The 16259-nt window shown below is 71.6% G+C and carries 14 protein-coding genes; 5 read left to right on the top strand and 9 right to left on the bottom strand.

The annotated features are described in order from the left end of the window. Positions 1-107 precede the first annotated feature (107 nt). The 3 genes from AXF14_RS01005 to AXF14_RS01015 form a co-directional block, all read right to left on the bottom strand. On the bottom strand, positions 108-974 hold the full coding sequence (locus AXF14_RS01005) for a carbohydrate ABC transporter permease (protein ID WP_067939244.1): 867 nt from the start codon (positions 972-974) through the stop codon (positions 108-110). Then, positions 971-2038, bottom strand: a complete 1068-nt coding sequence (locus tag AXF14_RS01010) for a carbohydrate ABC transporter permease (protein WP_067939248.1) — start codon at positions 2036-2038, stop codon at positions 971-973. The genes AXF14_RS01005 and AXF14_RS01010 overlap by 4 nt, the downstream gene beginning before the upstream one ends. 106 nt (positions 2039-2144) lie before the next feature. Then, positions 2145-3452 (bottom strand): ABC transporter substrate-binding protein, encoded by a 1308-nt coding sequence (locus tag AXF14_RS01015; protein ID WP_067939251.1) that lies wholly within the window; start codon positions 3450-3452, stop codon positions 2145-2147. A 281-nt stretch (positions 3453-3733) separates the two neighbouring features. On the opposite strand from AXF14_RS01015, the gene AXF14_RS01020 reads away from it, so the two are divergent. The 5 genes from AXF14_RS01020 (at position 3734) to AXF14_RS01040 (ending at position 9538) form a co-directional block, all read left to right on the top strand. After that, complete coding sequence (locus AXF14_RS01020) at positions 3734-6214, top strand: glycoside hydrolase family 3 protein (RefSeq protein ID WP_067939255.1); 2481 nt, start codon at positions 3734-3736, stop codon at positions 6212-6214. Between the two features lie 25 nt (positions 6215-6239). Next, on the top strand, positions 6240-7523 hold the full coding sequence (locus AXF14_RS01025; protein WP_084355247.1) for an MFS transporter: 1284 nt from the start codon (positions 6240-6242) through the stop codon (positions 7521-7523). A 103-nt stretch (positions 7524-7626) separates the two neighbouring features. Then, positions 7627-8301, top strand: a complete 675-nt coding sequence (locus AXF14_RS01030; RefSeq protein WP_067939259.1) for a sugar O-acetyltransferase — start codon at positions 7627-7629, stop codon at positions 8299-8301. 15 nt (positions 8302-8316) lie between these two features. Next, complete coding sequence (locus AXF14_RS13435) at positions 8317-8772, top strand: hypothetical protein (protein ID WP_067939263.1); 456 nt, start codon at positions 8317-8319, stop codon at positions 8770-8772. Between the two features lie 64 nt (positions 8773-8836). Continuing rightward, complete coding sequence (locus tag AXF14_RS01040) at positions 8837-9538, top strand: nitroreductase family protein (protein WP_067943861.1); 702 nt, start codon at positions 8837-8839, stop codon at positions 9536-9538. Positions 9539-9639: 101 nt separating this feature from the next. Here AXF14_RS01040 and AXF14_RS01045 read toward each other — a convergent pair whose 3' ends face one another. From AXF14_RS01045 to prfA, 6 genes are all read right to left on the bottom strand, one after another. Further along, a complete protein-coding gene (locus AXF14_RS01045; protein WP_067939266.1) occupies positions 9640-12591 on the bottom strand; it encodes a UvrD-helicase domain-containing protein in 2952 nt (983 codons plus the stop codon). 54 nt (positions 12592-12645) lie between these two features. Then, a complete protein-coding gene (locus AXF14_RS01050) occupies positions 12646-12999 on the bottom strand; it encodes a HepT-like ribonuclease domain-containing protein (protein WP_084355249.1) in 354 nt (117 codons plus the stop codon). Then, positions 12989-13297 carry a nucleotidyltransferase family protein gene (locus tag AXF14_RS01055; RefSeq protein WP_067939270.1) on the bottom strand — a complete coding sequence of 103 codons (309 nt, stop codon included), beginning with the start codon at positions 13295-13297 and terminating at the stop codon, positions 12989-12991. The genes AXF14_RS01050 and AXF14_RS01055 overlap by 11 nt, the downstream gene beginning before the upstream one ends. Positions 13298-13338: 41 nt before the next feature. Beyond that, positions 13339-14085 carry an NAD(P)H-binding protein gene (locus AXF14_RS01060; protein WP_067939273.1) on the bottom strand — a complete coding sequence of 249 codons (747 nt, stop codon included), beginning with the start codon at positions 14083-14085 and terminating at the stop codon, positions 13339-13341. Between the two features lie 99 nt (positions 14086-14184). Beyond that, entirely contained in the window at positions 14185-15042 is an 858-nt protein-coding gene (gene prmC, locus AXF14_RS01065; protein ID WP_067939277.1) for a peptide chain release factor N(5)-glutamine methyltransferase, read from the bottom strand. 110 nt (positions 15043-15152) lie between these two features. Then, the gene (prfA, locus tag AXF14_RS01070) at positions 15153-16241 is read right to left on the bottom strand and encodes a peptide chain release factor 1 (RefSeq protein ID WP_067939280.1); all 1089 of its coding nucleotides are present in this window, start codon (positions 16239-16241) and stop codon (positions 15153-15155) included. Positions 16242-16259 lie beyond the last annotated feature (18 nt).

Genomic DNA, 16259 nt, shown 5'->3' on the forward strand with positions numbered 1-16259 from the left:
CGGCGGTGGGCGCCCGGCGTCCGGGCGCGGTCGGTTGCGCCGTGGGGGCGGGACCCCTCGTGGAGTCCCGCCCCCACGGACGCGGTGCCGGGGCTGAGGTCAGCGAATCACTGCTTGACGCCACCGGCAGCGAGGCCGGCGACGATGCGCCGCTGGAAGAGCAGCACCATGAGGACGAGCGGCAGCGTCATGATGACGCCGGCAGCCATCTGCGAGCCGAAGGGCGTGTTGAACTGGGAGGCGCCCGTGAACTTCGACAGCAGCACGGTGGCCGGCTGCATCGACGGGTCGTTGATCATCGTGACGGCCACGAGGAACTCGTTCCACGCGCCGATGAAGATGATGATCGCCGTGGTGAAGATGCCGGGGGCGGCCAGCGGGAGGATGACCTTGCGGAAGGCCTGGCCCGGGGTGCACCCGTCGACCATGGCGGACTGCTCGAGCTCCTGCGGCATCTGGCGGAAGAAGCTCGTCAGGTTCCACACCGCGAGGGGCAGCGAGAAGGACAGGTCCGGGATGATCATCGCCTGGTAGGTGTTGATCCATCCCCAGGCCGAGAAGTTCTTCAGCAACGGCACGATGATGGCGACGAGCGGGAACATCGAGGTCGCCAGCACGACGACCAGCAGGAAGCCCTTCCCGCGGAAGTCGAGGCGGGCCAGCGCGTAGGACGCGAAGGTCGCGATCGCCAGCGCCACGATCGTCACGATGACCGACACGATGAGCGAGTTGGCGAGGCCCTGCGTGAAGTTGTTCGTCGAGGAGAAGACGGCCCGGTAGTTCTCCAGCGAGGGGTGCTGGGGCCACCAGGTGTTGTCGAAGATCTCGGTGTCCGGCCGCAGCGACGAGACGATCATCCAGTAGAAGGGCGCCAGGCAGTAGATGACGATGAGGAGGATGCCGAAGGTCGGCAGGACGCTCCCCCAGGAGGTCCGCTTCGTACGTCGGACGGCGGGGACGGCGGCGGTGCTCATGCCCGGCTCCTCTCAGTGGCGTCAGCAGCGCCGACGGCGACGGGCTGGCGCTCCTTGCTCCGACGGGGCAGGAAGGCCGAGGCGGGCAGCTTGTGGTTGTCGCCCTTGCGCTTCGGCCTCTTCTCGGTGGACGCACCGAGGTCAGCCCCGGTGACCTTGACGAAGGCGTAGGCGAAGATGAAGACGTAGAGGAAGAGGATGAGGGCGTAGGCCGCCGCGGAGCCGTAGCGCAGGTTGGAGGCCTCGTCCTGGACGAGCATCGAGATGGTCTCGACGGAGGACTTGCGCGGCCCGACGAGGATGTAGGGCAGGTCGAACATGCGCAGGGCGTCGAGCGTGCGGAAGAGGATGGCCACGACGAGCGCCGGCTTGACCAGCGGCAGCGTGATGCGGGCGAAGCGGCGCCACGCGTTGGCGCCGTCGATCTTGGCGGCCTCGTAGACCTCATCAGGGATGACCTGCAGGCCGGCGAGCGTGAGCAGGCCGATGTAGGGGGCGGTCTTCCAGACGTCAGCGATGATGATGGCCATCTTGGCGCTCGCGTTGCCGGAAGCCCACATGATGTGCTCGCCGAGGATCGCGTTGGCGACGCCGTTCTGGTTGAAGATCCAGCCCCACAGGATCCCGGAGACGGCGGTCGGGATGGCCCAGGGCACGAGGATGGCGGCGCGGACCACGCCGCGGCCGCGCATGGCCTTGTGCATGATGAGGGCCATCGCCACGCCGAGGATCGTCTCAAGGACCACGGTCACGACACCGAAGAGCGTGGTGTTCCAGAACGCGTTCCAGAAGCGGTCACCCGCCCCGTTGAAGATGTTCGCGAAGTTCTGGAGGCCGACGAAGGGCTCGGTGTCGGAGACGAATCCGGTGGTCGGGTCGAGCCCGGCCTTGCCGTAGAGCGACTGGTTGAGTGACTGGAAGACGGGGACGATGATGACGATCGTCAGGACGAGGACGGTGGGCGTCAGCAGGATCCATGCCAGGCGCGACTGCGCCTTGCTCGCCTTGGAGCGGTGCCTGCTGATGTCCGGGGTCGTGCTCGCCCTACTGCCGCGGGTGGTCATGTGAGGGGTCCTTCGGACGGCTGTGGGGAAGTGCGCTCCGTCGCGCACGGTTGCGGAGCGCCGGCGCGGGGTCCGTACGACGACGGGCCCCGCGCCGGTGTCCGGGTCAGGAGGCGAGCGCCTTCAGCGAGCTCTCGAGGGCCTCGATGGCCGCCTTCGGCTCGGTCTTCTGCTGGAGGGCCGGGTAGAGGGCGTCCTGGATCGCCGCGGTCACGTCGCCGTAGTTGACGGCGCGCGGGCGCCCCTTGGCGGAGTCGAGCGACTCCTTCAGCGTCGGCAGGTACGGGAACTTCTCCAGCATGTCCTTGTCCTCGTACAGCGAGCCGAGGATCGGGGCCAGGGTCTGGGTGTCCAGCGCGTACTTCTCCGACTCAGAGTTCGTCCACCACTTGACGAACTTGAGAGCAGTGGCCTTGTTCTTGGAGTAGGTCGAGATGCCGCAGTTGTGGCCGCCGAGCGTCGGGACGAACTTCTTGCCGTCCAGGGTGGGCAGCGGTGCGACGTCGAACTTGTCGGTGCCGAGCTTCTCGAGGTCGTTGGCGTACTCGTAGGGCCACTGGCGGTAGAAGAGCAGGTTGCCGGCCTCGAAGGCGTTGCGGCCGTCCTCCTCCTTCCACTCCAGGGACTCCTGCGGGATGTAGCCGTCCTTGAAGCCGTCGACGAGGAGCTGCAGGCCCGCGATCGCCTCCGGGGAGTTGATCGTGACGTTGTTCTCGTCGTCGTAGAAGGAGCCACCCGCGGTGTTGATGAACTCACCGACGCAGCACGTCAGGCCCTCGTACTTGGCGAACTGCGCTCCGAAGCCGCCGATGCCCTCGTGGCCGGAGACCTTGCGCACGGCGTCGATGGCGGACTTGACCTCGTCCCAGGTGGTGGGGACGTCGACACCGGCCTCCTCCAGGAAGTCCTTGCGGTAGTACATGATCGACGAGTCCGTCGCGAAAGGCATCGCGTAGAGCCTGTCCATGTACTTACCGGTGTTCAGAACCGCCGGGATGACGTCGTCCGTGACGAGCTCATCCTCAGGCAGCTGCATGATCCACTGGTTCGCCGCGAACTCGCTCGACCACACGTGGTCGACGCTGATGACGTCGTAGGCGTCGGACTTGGTCTGCGCGTTGTTGACGAAGGACTCGCGCTGCTGGTCCGCCTCGGCGGAGAGCTCAATGAGGGTGACCTTCTCGTCCGGATAGAGCTTGTTCCACTCGTCGATGCGCTTCTGAACCATCCCGCCCGAGTTGTCCTTGCCCTGGACCCAGGTGATCGGACCGGTGCCCTCGAAGCTCGCCGACGACACCGCCGTCGCACCCGCCGAGGACGAGGACCCGGACTTGTTCGAACAGGCGGCGACGGCGGCCAGCGCGGCGATAGCCGCGGAGCCCCCGATGAACTGCCGACGGGGAAGAGTTGCCATGGTGTTTCCTCCTTGAAACAGCACTCCGCGGTCGGGACGCGTGGGGATGGGGTCCCTGTCGACGCGCGTCGACGACCGATACGACGACGGTAGCCCCGCACCTCTCGCAGACGTGAGACACACCTCTCATCGTTATCATTTCGTAATATTTCAAGTTCTCTAATACCGCACGCCACATCGAAGCCCCACGAACCGACCTCCTGGACTATTACTCTTGGGGAGACCGGAACGCTCCTCGCGAGCGCCGGCCGCCCCAGTGCACCGTCAATGGAGAGGCAGCCATGACCGTCGAGAACCCCGTCGCCCAGGGATCCACCACGGCCGTCGGAGAAGACCGCTGGGTCGAGCCCGAGCTCGCCCGTCTCGCCCGACGGGCCGCGGCCGAGGGGACGGTCCTCCTCGCCAACGACGGCGCGCTCCCCCTGCCCGCCGACGAGCCCGTCGCCGTCTTCGGCCGCGTCCAGCTCGACTGGTTCGCCGTCGGCTACGGCTCGGGCGGCGACGTCAACGCCGCCTACGAGCACATCCTCCTCGACTGCCTGGTCGAGCGCGGGGTCCCCGTCGACGCCGAGCTGGCCGCCGTCTACCGCGAGTGGTGCGCCGCCAACTCGCCCGAGCAGGGAGAGTGGGGGAACTGGCCCCGCTACTACGAGGAGATGCCGCTCGAGGACTCCCTCGTCGACGCCGTCGCCTCCCGGGCCCGCCGCGCCGTCGTCGTCATCGGCCGCGCCGCCGGCGAGGACCGAGAGAACGTCCTCGAGCCGGGCTCCTACTACCTCACCGACGCCGAGGAGCGTCTGCTGGCGCAGGTGACGAGCCGCTTCGAGACCGTCACCGCGATCGTCTGCTCCGGCAACGTCATGGACCTGTCCTGGGCGGAGGGCAGGGTCGACGCTCTGCTCATGGCGTGGCCCGGCGGTATGGAGGGCGCCCCCGCCGTCGCCGACGTCCTCATCGGCGCCGTCGAGCCCGGCGGCCGCCTCACCGACACCATCGCCCGCCGCTACGAGGACTACCCCTCCTCCGAGCACTTCGGCGGCAAGGACTTCAACGAGTACGCCGAGGACGTCCTCGTCGGCTACCGCTACTTCGAGACGCTCGCGAAGGACACCGTCCTCTTCCCCTTCGGCCACGGCCTGGGCTACACCACGGTCGACCTCGCACCCGGTGAGCTCGTCGTCGAGCGCACCGGCGGCCCGACCGGGGGCACCGCGCGCGTCGCCGTCACCGCGACCAACACGGGCGAGCGCCCCGGCTCCACGGTCGTCCAGGTCTACGCCGGCGCCCCGCAGGCACCGGCCCTCGCCACCCCTGCGCGGAGGCTGGTCGCCTACCAGCGCACCGAGGAGCTCGCCCCCGGCGCCGCCCAGGAGCTCACGCTCGCCTTCCCGATGGACCGGCTCGCCTCCTTCGACGACTCCGGCGCCACCGGGCACCGCAACGACTGGGTCCTCGAGGCCGGGGCCCACGAGGTCCTCGTCGGCTCCTCCGTCCGCGAGACCACGAGCGCCGGGACGGTCGATGTCGACGACGCCGTCGTCCTCGAGCAGCTCGAGGAGGCCCTCGCCCCCGACCCGGCGCACCCCTTCCAGCGCATGACGCTCACCACCGGGGCCGACGGCTGCCCGGCCCTCGCCTGGGAGGACGTGCCCACCTCCACCGTCGACCTGCGCGAGCGGATCGTCTCCCGTCTGCCGCGGGCCATCGAGACGGACGCACCGGCCGACGGCAGCACACTGACCCTCCAGGACGTCGCCGCGGACCGCGCCGAGCTCGACGCCTTCATCGCCCAGCTCTCCCCCGCCGAGCTCGCCGACCTCACCTTCGGCGACGTCATCATGGACTCGCCGCTCGGCGTGCCCGGCAACGCCGGAGCCTTCGGCGGCGTCACCAAGGCCCTGCGCGACCGCGGGATCCCCGCCGTCACCACGACCGACGGTCCCTCCGGCATCCGCGTCTCCGCCTACGCCTCGCTCCTGCCCTGCGGGACGGCGCTCGCCTCCACCTGGGACCCGGCCCTGCTCACCGAGCTCGCCCGCCACCACGGCGCCGAGATGATCCGGAAGGGCTCCGACGTCCTCCTCGCACCCGGGATGAACATCCACCGCGACCCGCTGTGCGGACGCAACTTCGAGTACTACTCCGAGGACCCGCTCGTCGCCGGCCTCACCGCGGCCGCCGTCGTCACCGGGATCCAGGCCAACGGCGTCTCCGCCTGTCCCAAGCACCTCGTGGCCAACAACCAGGAGACCAACCGCATCCACAACGACTCGCGGATCTCCCAGCGGGCCCTGCGCGAGATCTACCTGCGCGGCTTCCGGCTCTGCGTCGAGCTCGCCGCGCCGCTCAACATCATGACCTCGTACAACAAGGTCAACGGCCAGTGGTCGCACTACAACTACGACCTCGTCACCACGATCCTGCGCGGCGAGTGGGGCTACCAGGGCAACGTCATCACCGACTGGTGGATGCGCTACGCACCCGACCCTCTCTTCCCCGCCCTGGCGGACTCGGCGACGCGCGTGCGCGCCGGCGTCGACGTCCTCATGCCGGGCGCGCCCAGCTGGTCCGGCACCCACGCCGAGGGCCACGACTCCTCCGAGCTCGAGGCCCTCGACGCCGACGACGCCTCCGGGGAGCACCTCACGCTCGGCGAGCTGCAGCGCTCGGTGAGGAACGTCCTGCGGATGCTCCTCGCCTCCGGGAAGGTCGAGGACTACGTCCCCACCGAGCCCGAGTGGCGCGAGCCGGTCGTCCACTGAGACCCGGCAGGAGGAGCCGCGCCGCATGACCGAACCGGGCACCGACCAGCTCCACGAGGGGGACGGCCCGCTCGAGCAGGCGAGCGCCGAGGAGCTCGTCGCCGGGCGGGTCGAGGGCATGTCCTTCCGCCCCGACCGCCGCTTCTGGGTGGTCTACCTGTGCCTCATGATGGTGCAGTTCCTCTCCGCCATGTACCAGACGGCGGTGACGACGGCGCTGCCCACCGTCATCGGCGACCTCGGCGGCGTCGCCCACATGTCCTGGGGCATCACCGCCTACACGCTCGGTCAGAGGCTGGCGACGCCGGTGACCGGCAAGCTCGGCGACCTCGTGGGCCGCAAGCCGCTCTACCTCACGGCCATCGCCCTGTTCGTGGGCGGCTCGGCCCTGTGCGTCGTCTCGACGGGGATGCTGGAGTTCACGGCCTTCCGCTTCCTCCAGGGGCTCGGTGGCGGTGGGCTCATGATCTCCTCGCAGGCCATCACCGGCTACCTCATCCCGCCGCGCGTGCGCGGGACCTACATGGTGCCGATGGGCGCGATCTTCGGCATCGCGTCCGTGCTCGGCCCGCTGCTGGGCGGCGGCCTCACCGACGCCCTCGGCTGCCGCTGGATGTTCTGGTTCTTCCTGCCCTTCGGGATCATCGCGTGGGTGGCCGTGGCCCTCGCCCTGAGGATGCCGAGGCGCCGCGGTCGGGTGAGCGTCGACTGGGCCGGGCTCGCGCTGACCAGCGTCGGGGCCACCGGCATCGTCCTCATCGCGACCTGGGGAGGAGGCGCCTACGCGTGGACGAGCCCCGTCATGCTCGGCATCATCCCCCAGGAGGCGAGCGCCTGGTGGTTCGGCGCCGCCGTCTTCGTCCTCCAGCTGGGCGTGGGCATGTTCCTCCAGCTGAGCGTCCTCATCATCCACAACGCGCTGCCCGCCTCACTGCTCGGCACCGGGACGAGCGCGAACAACTTCTTCCGCGAGATCGGGGTGTCGGTGGGCAACACGCTCGTCGGCGTCCTATTCACCTCGCGGCTGACGTCCTCGCTCCTGGGGCTCGGGATGAGCGCCGACGCCGCGTCCTCGATCTCCCCGGAGACCGTGAGCCGGCTGGACGGGTCGACGGCGTCCGCCGTCGTCGACGCCTACCAGCACGCCCTCGGGCCCGTCCTCATCGGGCTCGCGCCGGTCTGCGTTCTCGCAGCCCTCGTCGCTCTCCTCCTCCGCCCCGTCCCGCTGTCCACCCGCACGGGCCTGGAGCAGCTGGCGGAGGAGACGGGCGACGACGACGGCCTGGCCGACGTGCCCGGGATCGAGTGAGCGGAGGGGCGACGCTCGCCCGACGTCGTCGACCGGTTCACCGTCTTGTCCATGCGCGCGGGCGGCGACGGCGCCTCCCACCGCCCACCGGTAGCCTGCGCCCATGAGCGAGAACCAGGCCACCGACCCCGCGGCCGCCCGCCCCGACGTCCCCTTCGCCGACGCGCAGCCCTACTTCGAGGCCTGGGGCGACACTCGCTCCAACCGCGAGCGCATGCTCGCCTGCGACTGGTACGTCTCCGACGACCCGGACAACGCCGCCATCAAGGCCCACTCGCGCCGCGAGCTGCACCGCTACGAGGTCGCCTTCGCCGAGGAGGGCGAGGCAGCCGCGCTCCCCCACCTGCGCTCCGCGGTCCCCGGGCTCCACGAGTCCTCCGTGCTCCTGCCCCCGGTGCGCGTCGACTTCGGCACGAACATCACCGTCGGGGAGGGCACCTTCGCCAACTACGGCCTCGTCGCCCTCGACGTCGCGATGATCACCATCGGCGCGCACTGCCAGATCGGCCCCGGCGTCCAGCTCCTCACCCCCGTCCACCCGCTCGAGGCGAGCCCGCGAGCGGCCGGGATCGAGTCCGCCGACCCCATCACCATCGGCGACAACGTGTGGCTCGGCGGCGGCATCATCGTCTGCCCCGGCGTCACCATCGGGGAGAACACGGTCGTCGGCGCGGGCAGCGTCGTCACGAAGGACCTGCCCGCCGGCGTCCTCGCGGTCGGCTCCGCCGCCCGCGTGCTGCGCGAGCTCCACGACGGCGACTTCGGCCCGCGGCACTGAGGAGAAGGAGGACTCGTGGCACGCCCGAGGATCAACGCGAAGGGAGCGGCAGCGGCCGTCTCCGTCGTCGCCGCGGCCGTCGACGCCGTCCCCGCCGAGCAGCGGGAGAGGGCCGTCGCCGCGATCAAGGACGCCGCCGGGAGGGTCAGCGTGCCCGCCCGCCGGAGCCCCGCAGAACGGATCGCCGAGGAACTCGACGCGATCGCTGCAGCGCTCACGCGGCTCGACGAGGACCCCGAGCGCGCCGTGCCCACCGCCGAGTGGTGGCGGCGCCTGCGGGCGCTGCGCTCCGGGCTGCCGCTCGCCCAGGTGGCGCGCTCCCGGCGCAAGCAGCTGCGCGAGCTCGCCGCGCGGACGCACGAGCTCCAGGCCGAGGTCTTCGACGCCGCCATCACCCCCGACGCGGTCGTCTCCTCCCGGGTGCGTCGTCTCGAGGGCGTCGACACGACCGAGGAGACCGACCGTGACTGACGCCGTCCCGTCCGCCGCCGGCTCCGATCAGGAGCGCGATCCCGGCTCCACCGACTTCGACACGGTGCTCCGTCGCCGCCGCTCCGTGCGCGCCTTCCGCCCCGAGCCGGTCCCCGAGGAGCTGCTCGCCGAGGTCCTCGGCGACGCCGCCCAGGCGCCGAGCTGGTCCAACACCCGCCCCTACATGCTGGCGATCGCCACCGGTGAGCGGGCTGAGCGCGTGCGCGCCGCGTACGCCGCCGAGTTCGACCGTTCCGCCGCCGCCCAGCGCGGGGACAAGGCCGCCATGGCCAAGCTGGCGCTGACCGGGGGCATGCCCGACGGCGACTACAAGGTGTGGGCCCCGTACCCCGCGGACCTGCGGATGCGCAGCGTGCGGCTGGGCAAGGCGCTCTACACGCACATCGGGATCCCCCGCGGGGACAAGGCGGCTCGCGACGCCTACAACCGCCGCAACGGCGAGGCCTTCGGCGCGCCCGTCATCGGCTTCGTCCTCGTGCACTCCGGGCTCATGCCCTTCGCCGCCATGGACGCCGGCCTCATGCTCCAGACGCTCTTCCTCTCCGCGACGGCGCACGGCCTGGCGACCTGCCCCATCGGGATGCTCGCCGCCTGGAGGCGCCCCATCGACGCCGAGTTCGAGGTCCCGGAGGACTACAAGCTCATCACCGGCTTCGCGCTGGGGTACGCCGATGAGGAGGCGTCGATCAACGTGTTCCGCGCCGACCACGACCCGATCGGCCTCGTCCCGCCGCGCGAGCACTGAACCGCTGCGGGCGTCGGGTCCCGCTGCCGGCACCCGGAACGACGGCGGTGCGTCCCCTGCTGGGGCGCACCGCCGTCGTCGTGCTCGGGTCCGGGCCGGGCTCAGGCCTTCGCGATGGGGGCCAGGCGCAGCATGAGGCGCTTGACGGTGCGGGAGCCGTCGATGGTGAACTCGACGCGGGCGACGGTGGAGCGGCCCGAGCCCTCGATGGCGACGACGTCGCCGGTGCCGTAGGAGTCGTGGCGGACCTGGTCGCCGACCTTGAGGCCGCGCACCGCTTCCGGCAGGGCCTCCGCGTCCACCGTGGAGCCGGAGGACGCCGCGGAGCCGTCGAGCCTCGTGGGCGCACTCCGCTCGGACAGACGCTTGGAGCGGCGGGCCTCGGCGCGGTCCTTCGGGGTCTCGACGCGTCCCAGCTTTCCGGTCCGCTTGCCGGAGCCGATCGCGGGTGCGAAGTCGTCGTCGTCCGAGTAGGACGAGCCACCCCGGGAGCCGTAGCCGGCGCGGCGTCCGGAGCCGAATCCGCCCTCGCCCCAGCTGCTCCCCCACCCGGTGCCGCCGCCGCGCAGGGCGTCCATGGAGGAGGCGAGGCGCTTCCACTCCATCGTGTCGGCCGGGATGTCGTCGAGGAAGCGGGAGGCGGGCATCGCGTTGGCGGCGCCCCAGGCGGAGCGGACGGCGGCGCGGGTGACGTAGAGGCGCTCCCGGGCGCGGGTGAGGGCCACGTAGGCGAGGCGCCTCTCCTCGGCGAGCTCGGTCTCGTCGGCCAGCGAGCGGGAGTGCGGGAAGGTGCCGTCCTCCATGCCGGTGACGAAGACGACCGGGAACTCCAGGCCCTTGGCGGTGTGGACCGTCATGAGGGTGACCTGCCCGTCGTCGGCCTGGGCGGCGGCGACGTCGTCGGAGGGAGGGAGCTGATCGGCGTCGGCGACGAGGCTGACGCGCTCGAGGAAGTCCGCGAGGGTCCCATCGGGGTTGGCTGCCTGGAAGTCGGTGGCGACGGAGTGGAGCTCGGCAAGGTTCTCGACGCGGGTGGCGTCCTGCGGGTCGTCGCTGGCGCGCAGCTCGGCGAGGTAGCCGGAGGCGTCCAGGGCGGAGTCGAGGACGTCGGCGACGCCGTCGCCGGCGGCGAGCTGGTGGCGCAGGCCGGTGAGGAGCTTGTGGAACTTCGTGACCTGGGTGCGGGCGCGGGTGGCGAGCCCCTCGACAGCCGGGGGCTCGGTGCCGGGCGCGTCGAGGTCGCCCGCGGTCTCGCCGTCCTCGTTGGGGCGCAGGGCGCCGGCGGCGTCGGCGATCGCGGTGCCGAAGGAGACGCCGTAACGGGCCGCGTGCTCGGCGAGGACCGCCTCGGCCTTGTCCCCCAGGCCCCGCTTGGGGACGTTGAGGATGCGGCGGAGGTTGACGTCGTCGTCGGGGTTGTCGACGGCGCGCAGGTAGGCGATGGCGTCCTTGATCTCGCGGCGCTCGTAGAAGCGGGTGCCGCCGACCACCTTGTAGGGCTGGCCGGAGCGGACGAAGGCCTCCTCCAGGGCGCGGGACTGGGCGTTGGTGCGGTAGAAGATGGCGACGTCGCGGGGCTTGACGCCGGAGACGTCATGGAGGCGGTCGATCTCCTGGCTGATCCAACGGGCCTCGTCGTGCTCGGAGTCGGCGACGTAGCCGGTGATGGGCTCGCCGGAGCCGGACTCGGTGAAGAGGTTCTTCTTGCGGCGGCCCTCGTTGCGGGAGATGACGGCGTTGGCGGCGTCGAGGATGTTCTGCGTGGAGCGGTAGTTCTGCTCGAGCAGGATGGTCCGCGCGGAGGGGTAGTCCTCCTCGAACTCCTCGATGTTGCGGATCGTGGCGCCGCGGAAGGCGTAGATCGACTGGTCGGAGTCGCCGACGACGGTGAGCTCGGCGGGAGGCAGGGCGCTGCCGGCACCGGAGGTGCCGGGCCCGCCGGTGAGCTCGCGGACGAGGACGTACTGGGCGTGGTTCGTGTCCTGGTACTCGTCGACGAGGATGTGGCGGAAGCGGCAGCGGTACGTCTCGGCGACGGCCGGCTTGGTCTGCAGGAGCTGGACCGTGCGCATGATGAGGTCGTCGAAGTCCAGCGCGTTCGCGGCGACGAGGCGGGCCGCGTAGGACTTGTAGACGTCGACGAGGTAGCGCTCGAGCGGGTTCGAGGTGACGGCCCGCTCGGCGTACTGGGCGGGGGTGACGAGCTCGTTCTTGAGGTCGGAGATGCGGTTCGCGAAGGTCTTGGGCGTGAAGCGCTTGGAGTCGATGCCGAGCTCCTTGACGATCATGGTGATGAGCCGCTGGGAGTCGGCGGAGTCGTAGATCGAGAAGGTGGAGCGCAGGCCGGCGGCGTCGTGCTCGCGGCGCAGGATCCGCACGCAGGCGGAGTGGAAGGTGGAGACCCACATGCGCTCGCCGGCCGGGCCGACCAGCGCGGTGACTCGCTCGCGCATCTCCGCCGCCGCCTTGTTCGTGAAGGTGATGGCGAGGATCTCGCCGGGGCGGGCGCGGCCGGTGGCGAGGAGGTACGCGATGCGGTGGGTGAGGACGCGGGTCTTGCCCGAGCCCGCGCCGGCGATGATGAGGAGCGCGGAGCCGGCATGGACGACGGCGTCGTGCTGGGCGGGGTTGAGGCCCGTCGTGAGCGTCTCGGGGTCGGCGACGGTGACGCCGAAGGCCGGTCCGCTGAAGCCGCCGGGGCCGCCGGCGGGGCGGGGGCGGACGCCGGTGAGCGGGACGCCCTCGCCCGTGGCGCGGGCGCGGGCCGCGGCGGCGTTGGCCTGAGCGCGGGCGACGAGGTCGGCGGCGGCGCACTGGCGCTCCTCCCAGGAGCCGGGGGCTGCGAGTGAGGCCTGGTCCTCGGGGGCGGGTGCGCCGTCGTCGTCCGGGCCGTAGTCGGGCTCGTCGGGGGCCTCGAGACCGGCGAGGGACTCAGCCCAGGCGTCGTCGCCGGCGGGTGCCAGGGACGGAAGCGCGGCCTCGGGCGGGGGCGTCGCCGCACCGTTCTGGCCGGGCATGGGCAGGGCGCCGAAGAGGGAGTTCATCGCGTTCATACTGCGCCCAAGCCTAGGCCAGGGCGGAGACGGGACAGCCGGCGTGGGGTGAGGTCACACGGGCGGTGCCTGCTCGGCGAGCAGAGAGTCGAGGATCCCCCGGAGCCTCGGCACCTCATTGACAGCAGCGTCCCAGACGAGTCGGTCGTCGACCACGCCATACTCATGGGCGAGGAGATTGCGCATCCCGACGATCCGAACCAGTTCGGGAATGAGCGCCGCAGTCTCGGCATCGTGCTGACGCACGCGGTTGAGCGACTCGCCGAGGATCTCGAGCTGACGCTCCACTGCCGACCGCGTCCGGAGGTCCTGGCTGTACTCCTCGAAGGTCGATCCCTCCACGAAGGACGACGTCGCGGCGCAGGCCTGACGCGCGTCCCAGAGCCAGGAGGCCGACTCAATCCGCATAGAGATCCACCGCCGTCGAGAGCACGGAGGAGCGGAAGTAGGGGTTTCGCAACGCGTCCGCGGTCACGAGGTCGACCGGCCGCTGTGCGAGCGCCTCGAGCTCCTCGCGAAGCCCGAAGAAGTCCTCGAAGCGGTTGGGACGGTCCGCGGCGAAGTCCACGAGCAGATCGACGTCGCTCGTGCGTGGGTCGAATCCGCCGGTGGCCGCGGACCCGAAGAGCCGCAGGCGCTCGACGCCGTGCCGTCGGCACGCGGCGGCGACGGCGGCCTCATCGAGCTCGACGGAGACGGCGGTCATGGCGTCATCATCCCAGAACACGGCGGCCGCGTCACCGAGTGTCAGGCGCCGTGGGCGGCGAGGTCTCGGCGGACCTCCTCGGGCTCCTCGGCGAGCGGCACCTCGGTGGAGTCCTGGCTGCCGCGGCCGGAGTGGGCGGCGTCGTCGGCCTCCATGGCGGTGAGCAGCGCAGGGACGTCGTCGTCGGGGGCGCCCACCTTGGAGAAGAACTCGACGGTGGTGCCGGGGACGGCGGCGGCGTGGGCACCGGCGAGGAGCACCTGCGCGACGTGCTGCTTGGAGACACCGGGCTGCCCGGTGACGAGGTCGCCCTGGCGCAGGTCGATGGCGTGGTCCTGCGGGCCCTCGTAACCGAACCAGCCCGGGCGGACGATGAGGTAGGGGCGGCCCGAGGCGCGCAGGAGGCGCTCGGCGCGGCGCTTCCAGGCGATGAACTCGTAGCGGGCCGGGTGCTCGGAGGTGCGCATCGCGGTCATGAGGGAGACGTGGGCGCGCTCGGGCAGGACTTCGAGAACGGCGCGGACGACCTCGTAGAAGGTCTTGCCTCCGCGGCCGTCGACGTCGGCGCCGTGGGTGAGGACGACGGCGTCGACGCCTTCCAGCACCGGGCGCAGGGCCTCCGCGTCGGTGGGGTCGGCAGCGACCACCTCGGCGCCCTGCGGGAGGACGCGGTGGGCGCGGCCGGCGTCGCGGGACTGGGCGCGGACGGTGACGCCGTCGTTGAGGGCCTCTGCGACGACGAGGCGGCCGATCTGGCCAGTGGCTCCGATGACGGCGATGGTGGTCATGCTTCCTCCGTGAACGGGTTCGGACGGGGCTGCGCCCCAGTCTCCTCGTACGGCGCCGACCGAGCCAGGTCCTCCCGGTGCACCCCGGTCACCCGGCGCTCAGCGGACGGCGCGGAGGTAGCGGTCGCGACCCGTGAGGTCCTGGCCAGTGCTTGCGGAGGCGAAGCCGGCGGCGAGAGCGGCCTCGCGCAACGCGGCCCCCTGGCCGGCGTCGTGCTCCATGACGAGGACGCCGCCGGGGTGCAGGAGCGCGGCGGCGCGCTCGACGATCGCCGTCGGGACGGCGAGCCCATCCACTCCCCCGCCGTAGAGGGCGAGGTCGGGGTCGTAGCGCTCGGTCTCGTCGTCCTCGACGGCGTCGGCGGGCACGTAGGGCGGGTTGGAGACGACGACGTCGACGGCGCCGTCGAGCTCGGCGAGCGTCTCGGGCGCGGTGGCGTCGGCCTGGACGAGGCGGACGCGTCCGGGCGATAGGCGCTCGAGGTTCTCGGCGGCGAGGGCGGCGGGGGCGTCGTCGAGCTCGACGGCGGTGACGCGGGCTTCCGGCACCTCGAGCGCGAGCGCGGCGGCGATGGCGCCGGAGCCGGTGCACAGGTCGACGACGACGGGCTCCGCGGTCCCGACCGCGCGAGCGGCGCGTGCGGCGTCGACGGCCGCCTGGGCGACGACCTCGGTCTCGGGTCTCACGATGAAGACACCGGGCCGGGCGGTCAGCTCCAGACCGCGGAACCACATGGTCCCCGTGATGAGCTGCAGCGGCTCCCGCGCCGCCCGCCGCTCGACGAGCGCGAGGTACAGCTCGACCTGCTCGGCGCTCGCCCCGTCGGCCATGACGAGCGCGCGGCCCACGACGTGCTCGGCGAGCACCCGAGCATCCACCTCCGGCGACGCAACGCCCGCCTCCGCAAGTCGCCCACCTACCTCGGTGACGAGCCGACGCAGCCCATAGCGGTCCAACGGTCCTGCCGGGGCATCGCCCCGAAGACGTAAAGGAGCCTGCGACCAGTCGAGGGGCGATGCCCCGGCAGGGCCGGTCCCCGTTCCCTGGGGCGAGTCGGCCTCGTCGCTCACTTCTCCCCCACGGCGGCGAGCCGCTCGGCCTCGTCCATGGCGATGGCCGAGTCGATGACGGGCCCGAGGTCGCCGTCGAGGACGGCGTCCAGGTTGTAGGCCTTGAATCCGGTGCGGTGGTCGGCGATCCGGTTCTCGGGGAAGTTGTAGGTGCGGATGCGCTCGGAGCGGTCGACGGTGCGCACCTGGGAGCGGCGGGCCTCGGCCGCCTCGGCGGCGGCCGCGGCGGCGCGCTCGGCGAGGAGGCGGGCGCGCAGGACGCGCATGCCGGCCTCCTTGTTCTGCAGCTGGGACTTCTCGTTCTGCATGGAGACGACGATCCCGGTGGGCAGGTGGGTGATGCGGACGGCGGAGTCGGTGGTGTTGACGCTCTGGCCGCCGGGGCCTGAGGAGCGGAAGACGTCGATGCGCAGGTCGTTCGGGTCGATCTCGAGCTCTCCGGCGTCGTCGGCCTCGGGCATGACGAGGACGCCGGCGGCGGAGGTGTGGATGCGGCCGGCGGACTCGGTGACGGGGACGCGCTGGACGCGGTGGACGCCGCCCTCGTACTTGAGGTGCGCCCAGACGCCGTCCTGGGGCTCGACGGAGCCGCGGGCCTTGATGGCGAGGCGGACGTCCTTGTAGCCGCCGAGCTCGGAGTCGGTGGCGGAGAGGACCTCGACGGCCCAGCCCTGGCGCTCGGCGTAGCGGGTGTACATGCGGGCGAGGTCGGAGGCGAAGAGGGCGGACTCCTCGCCGCCCTCGCCGGCCTTGACCTCGATGATGACGTCGCGTCCGTCGTCGGGGTCGCGTGGGATGAGGACCTCGCGGAGGCGCTCGGCGGCGGCGGCCTCGGCGGTCTCGAGAGCGGGGACCTCGCGCGCAAACTCGGGGTCCTCGGCCGCGATCTCGCGGGCGTCGGCGAGGTCGGCGGAGGCGGCGGTCCAGGCGCGGTGGGCGGCGACGACGCGGCCGAGCTCGGCGTAGCGGCGTCCGAGGCGGCGCATGGCGCCGGGGTCGGAGGCGACGGCGGGGTCGGCCATCTCGCGCTCGATACCGGCGTACTCGTCGAGCAGCGGCTCGGCGGCGGAGAAGTCCTCGCTCATGGTGTCCTCGGGTCGTGG

Source organism: Actinomyces radicidentis (assembly GCF_001553565.1).
Lineage (GTDB): Bacteria > Actinomycetota > Actinomycetes > Actinomycetales > Actinomycetaceae > Actinomyces > Actinomyces radicidentis.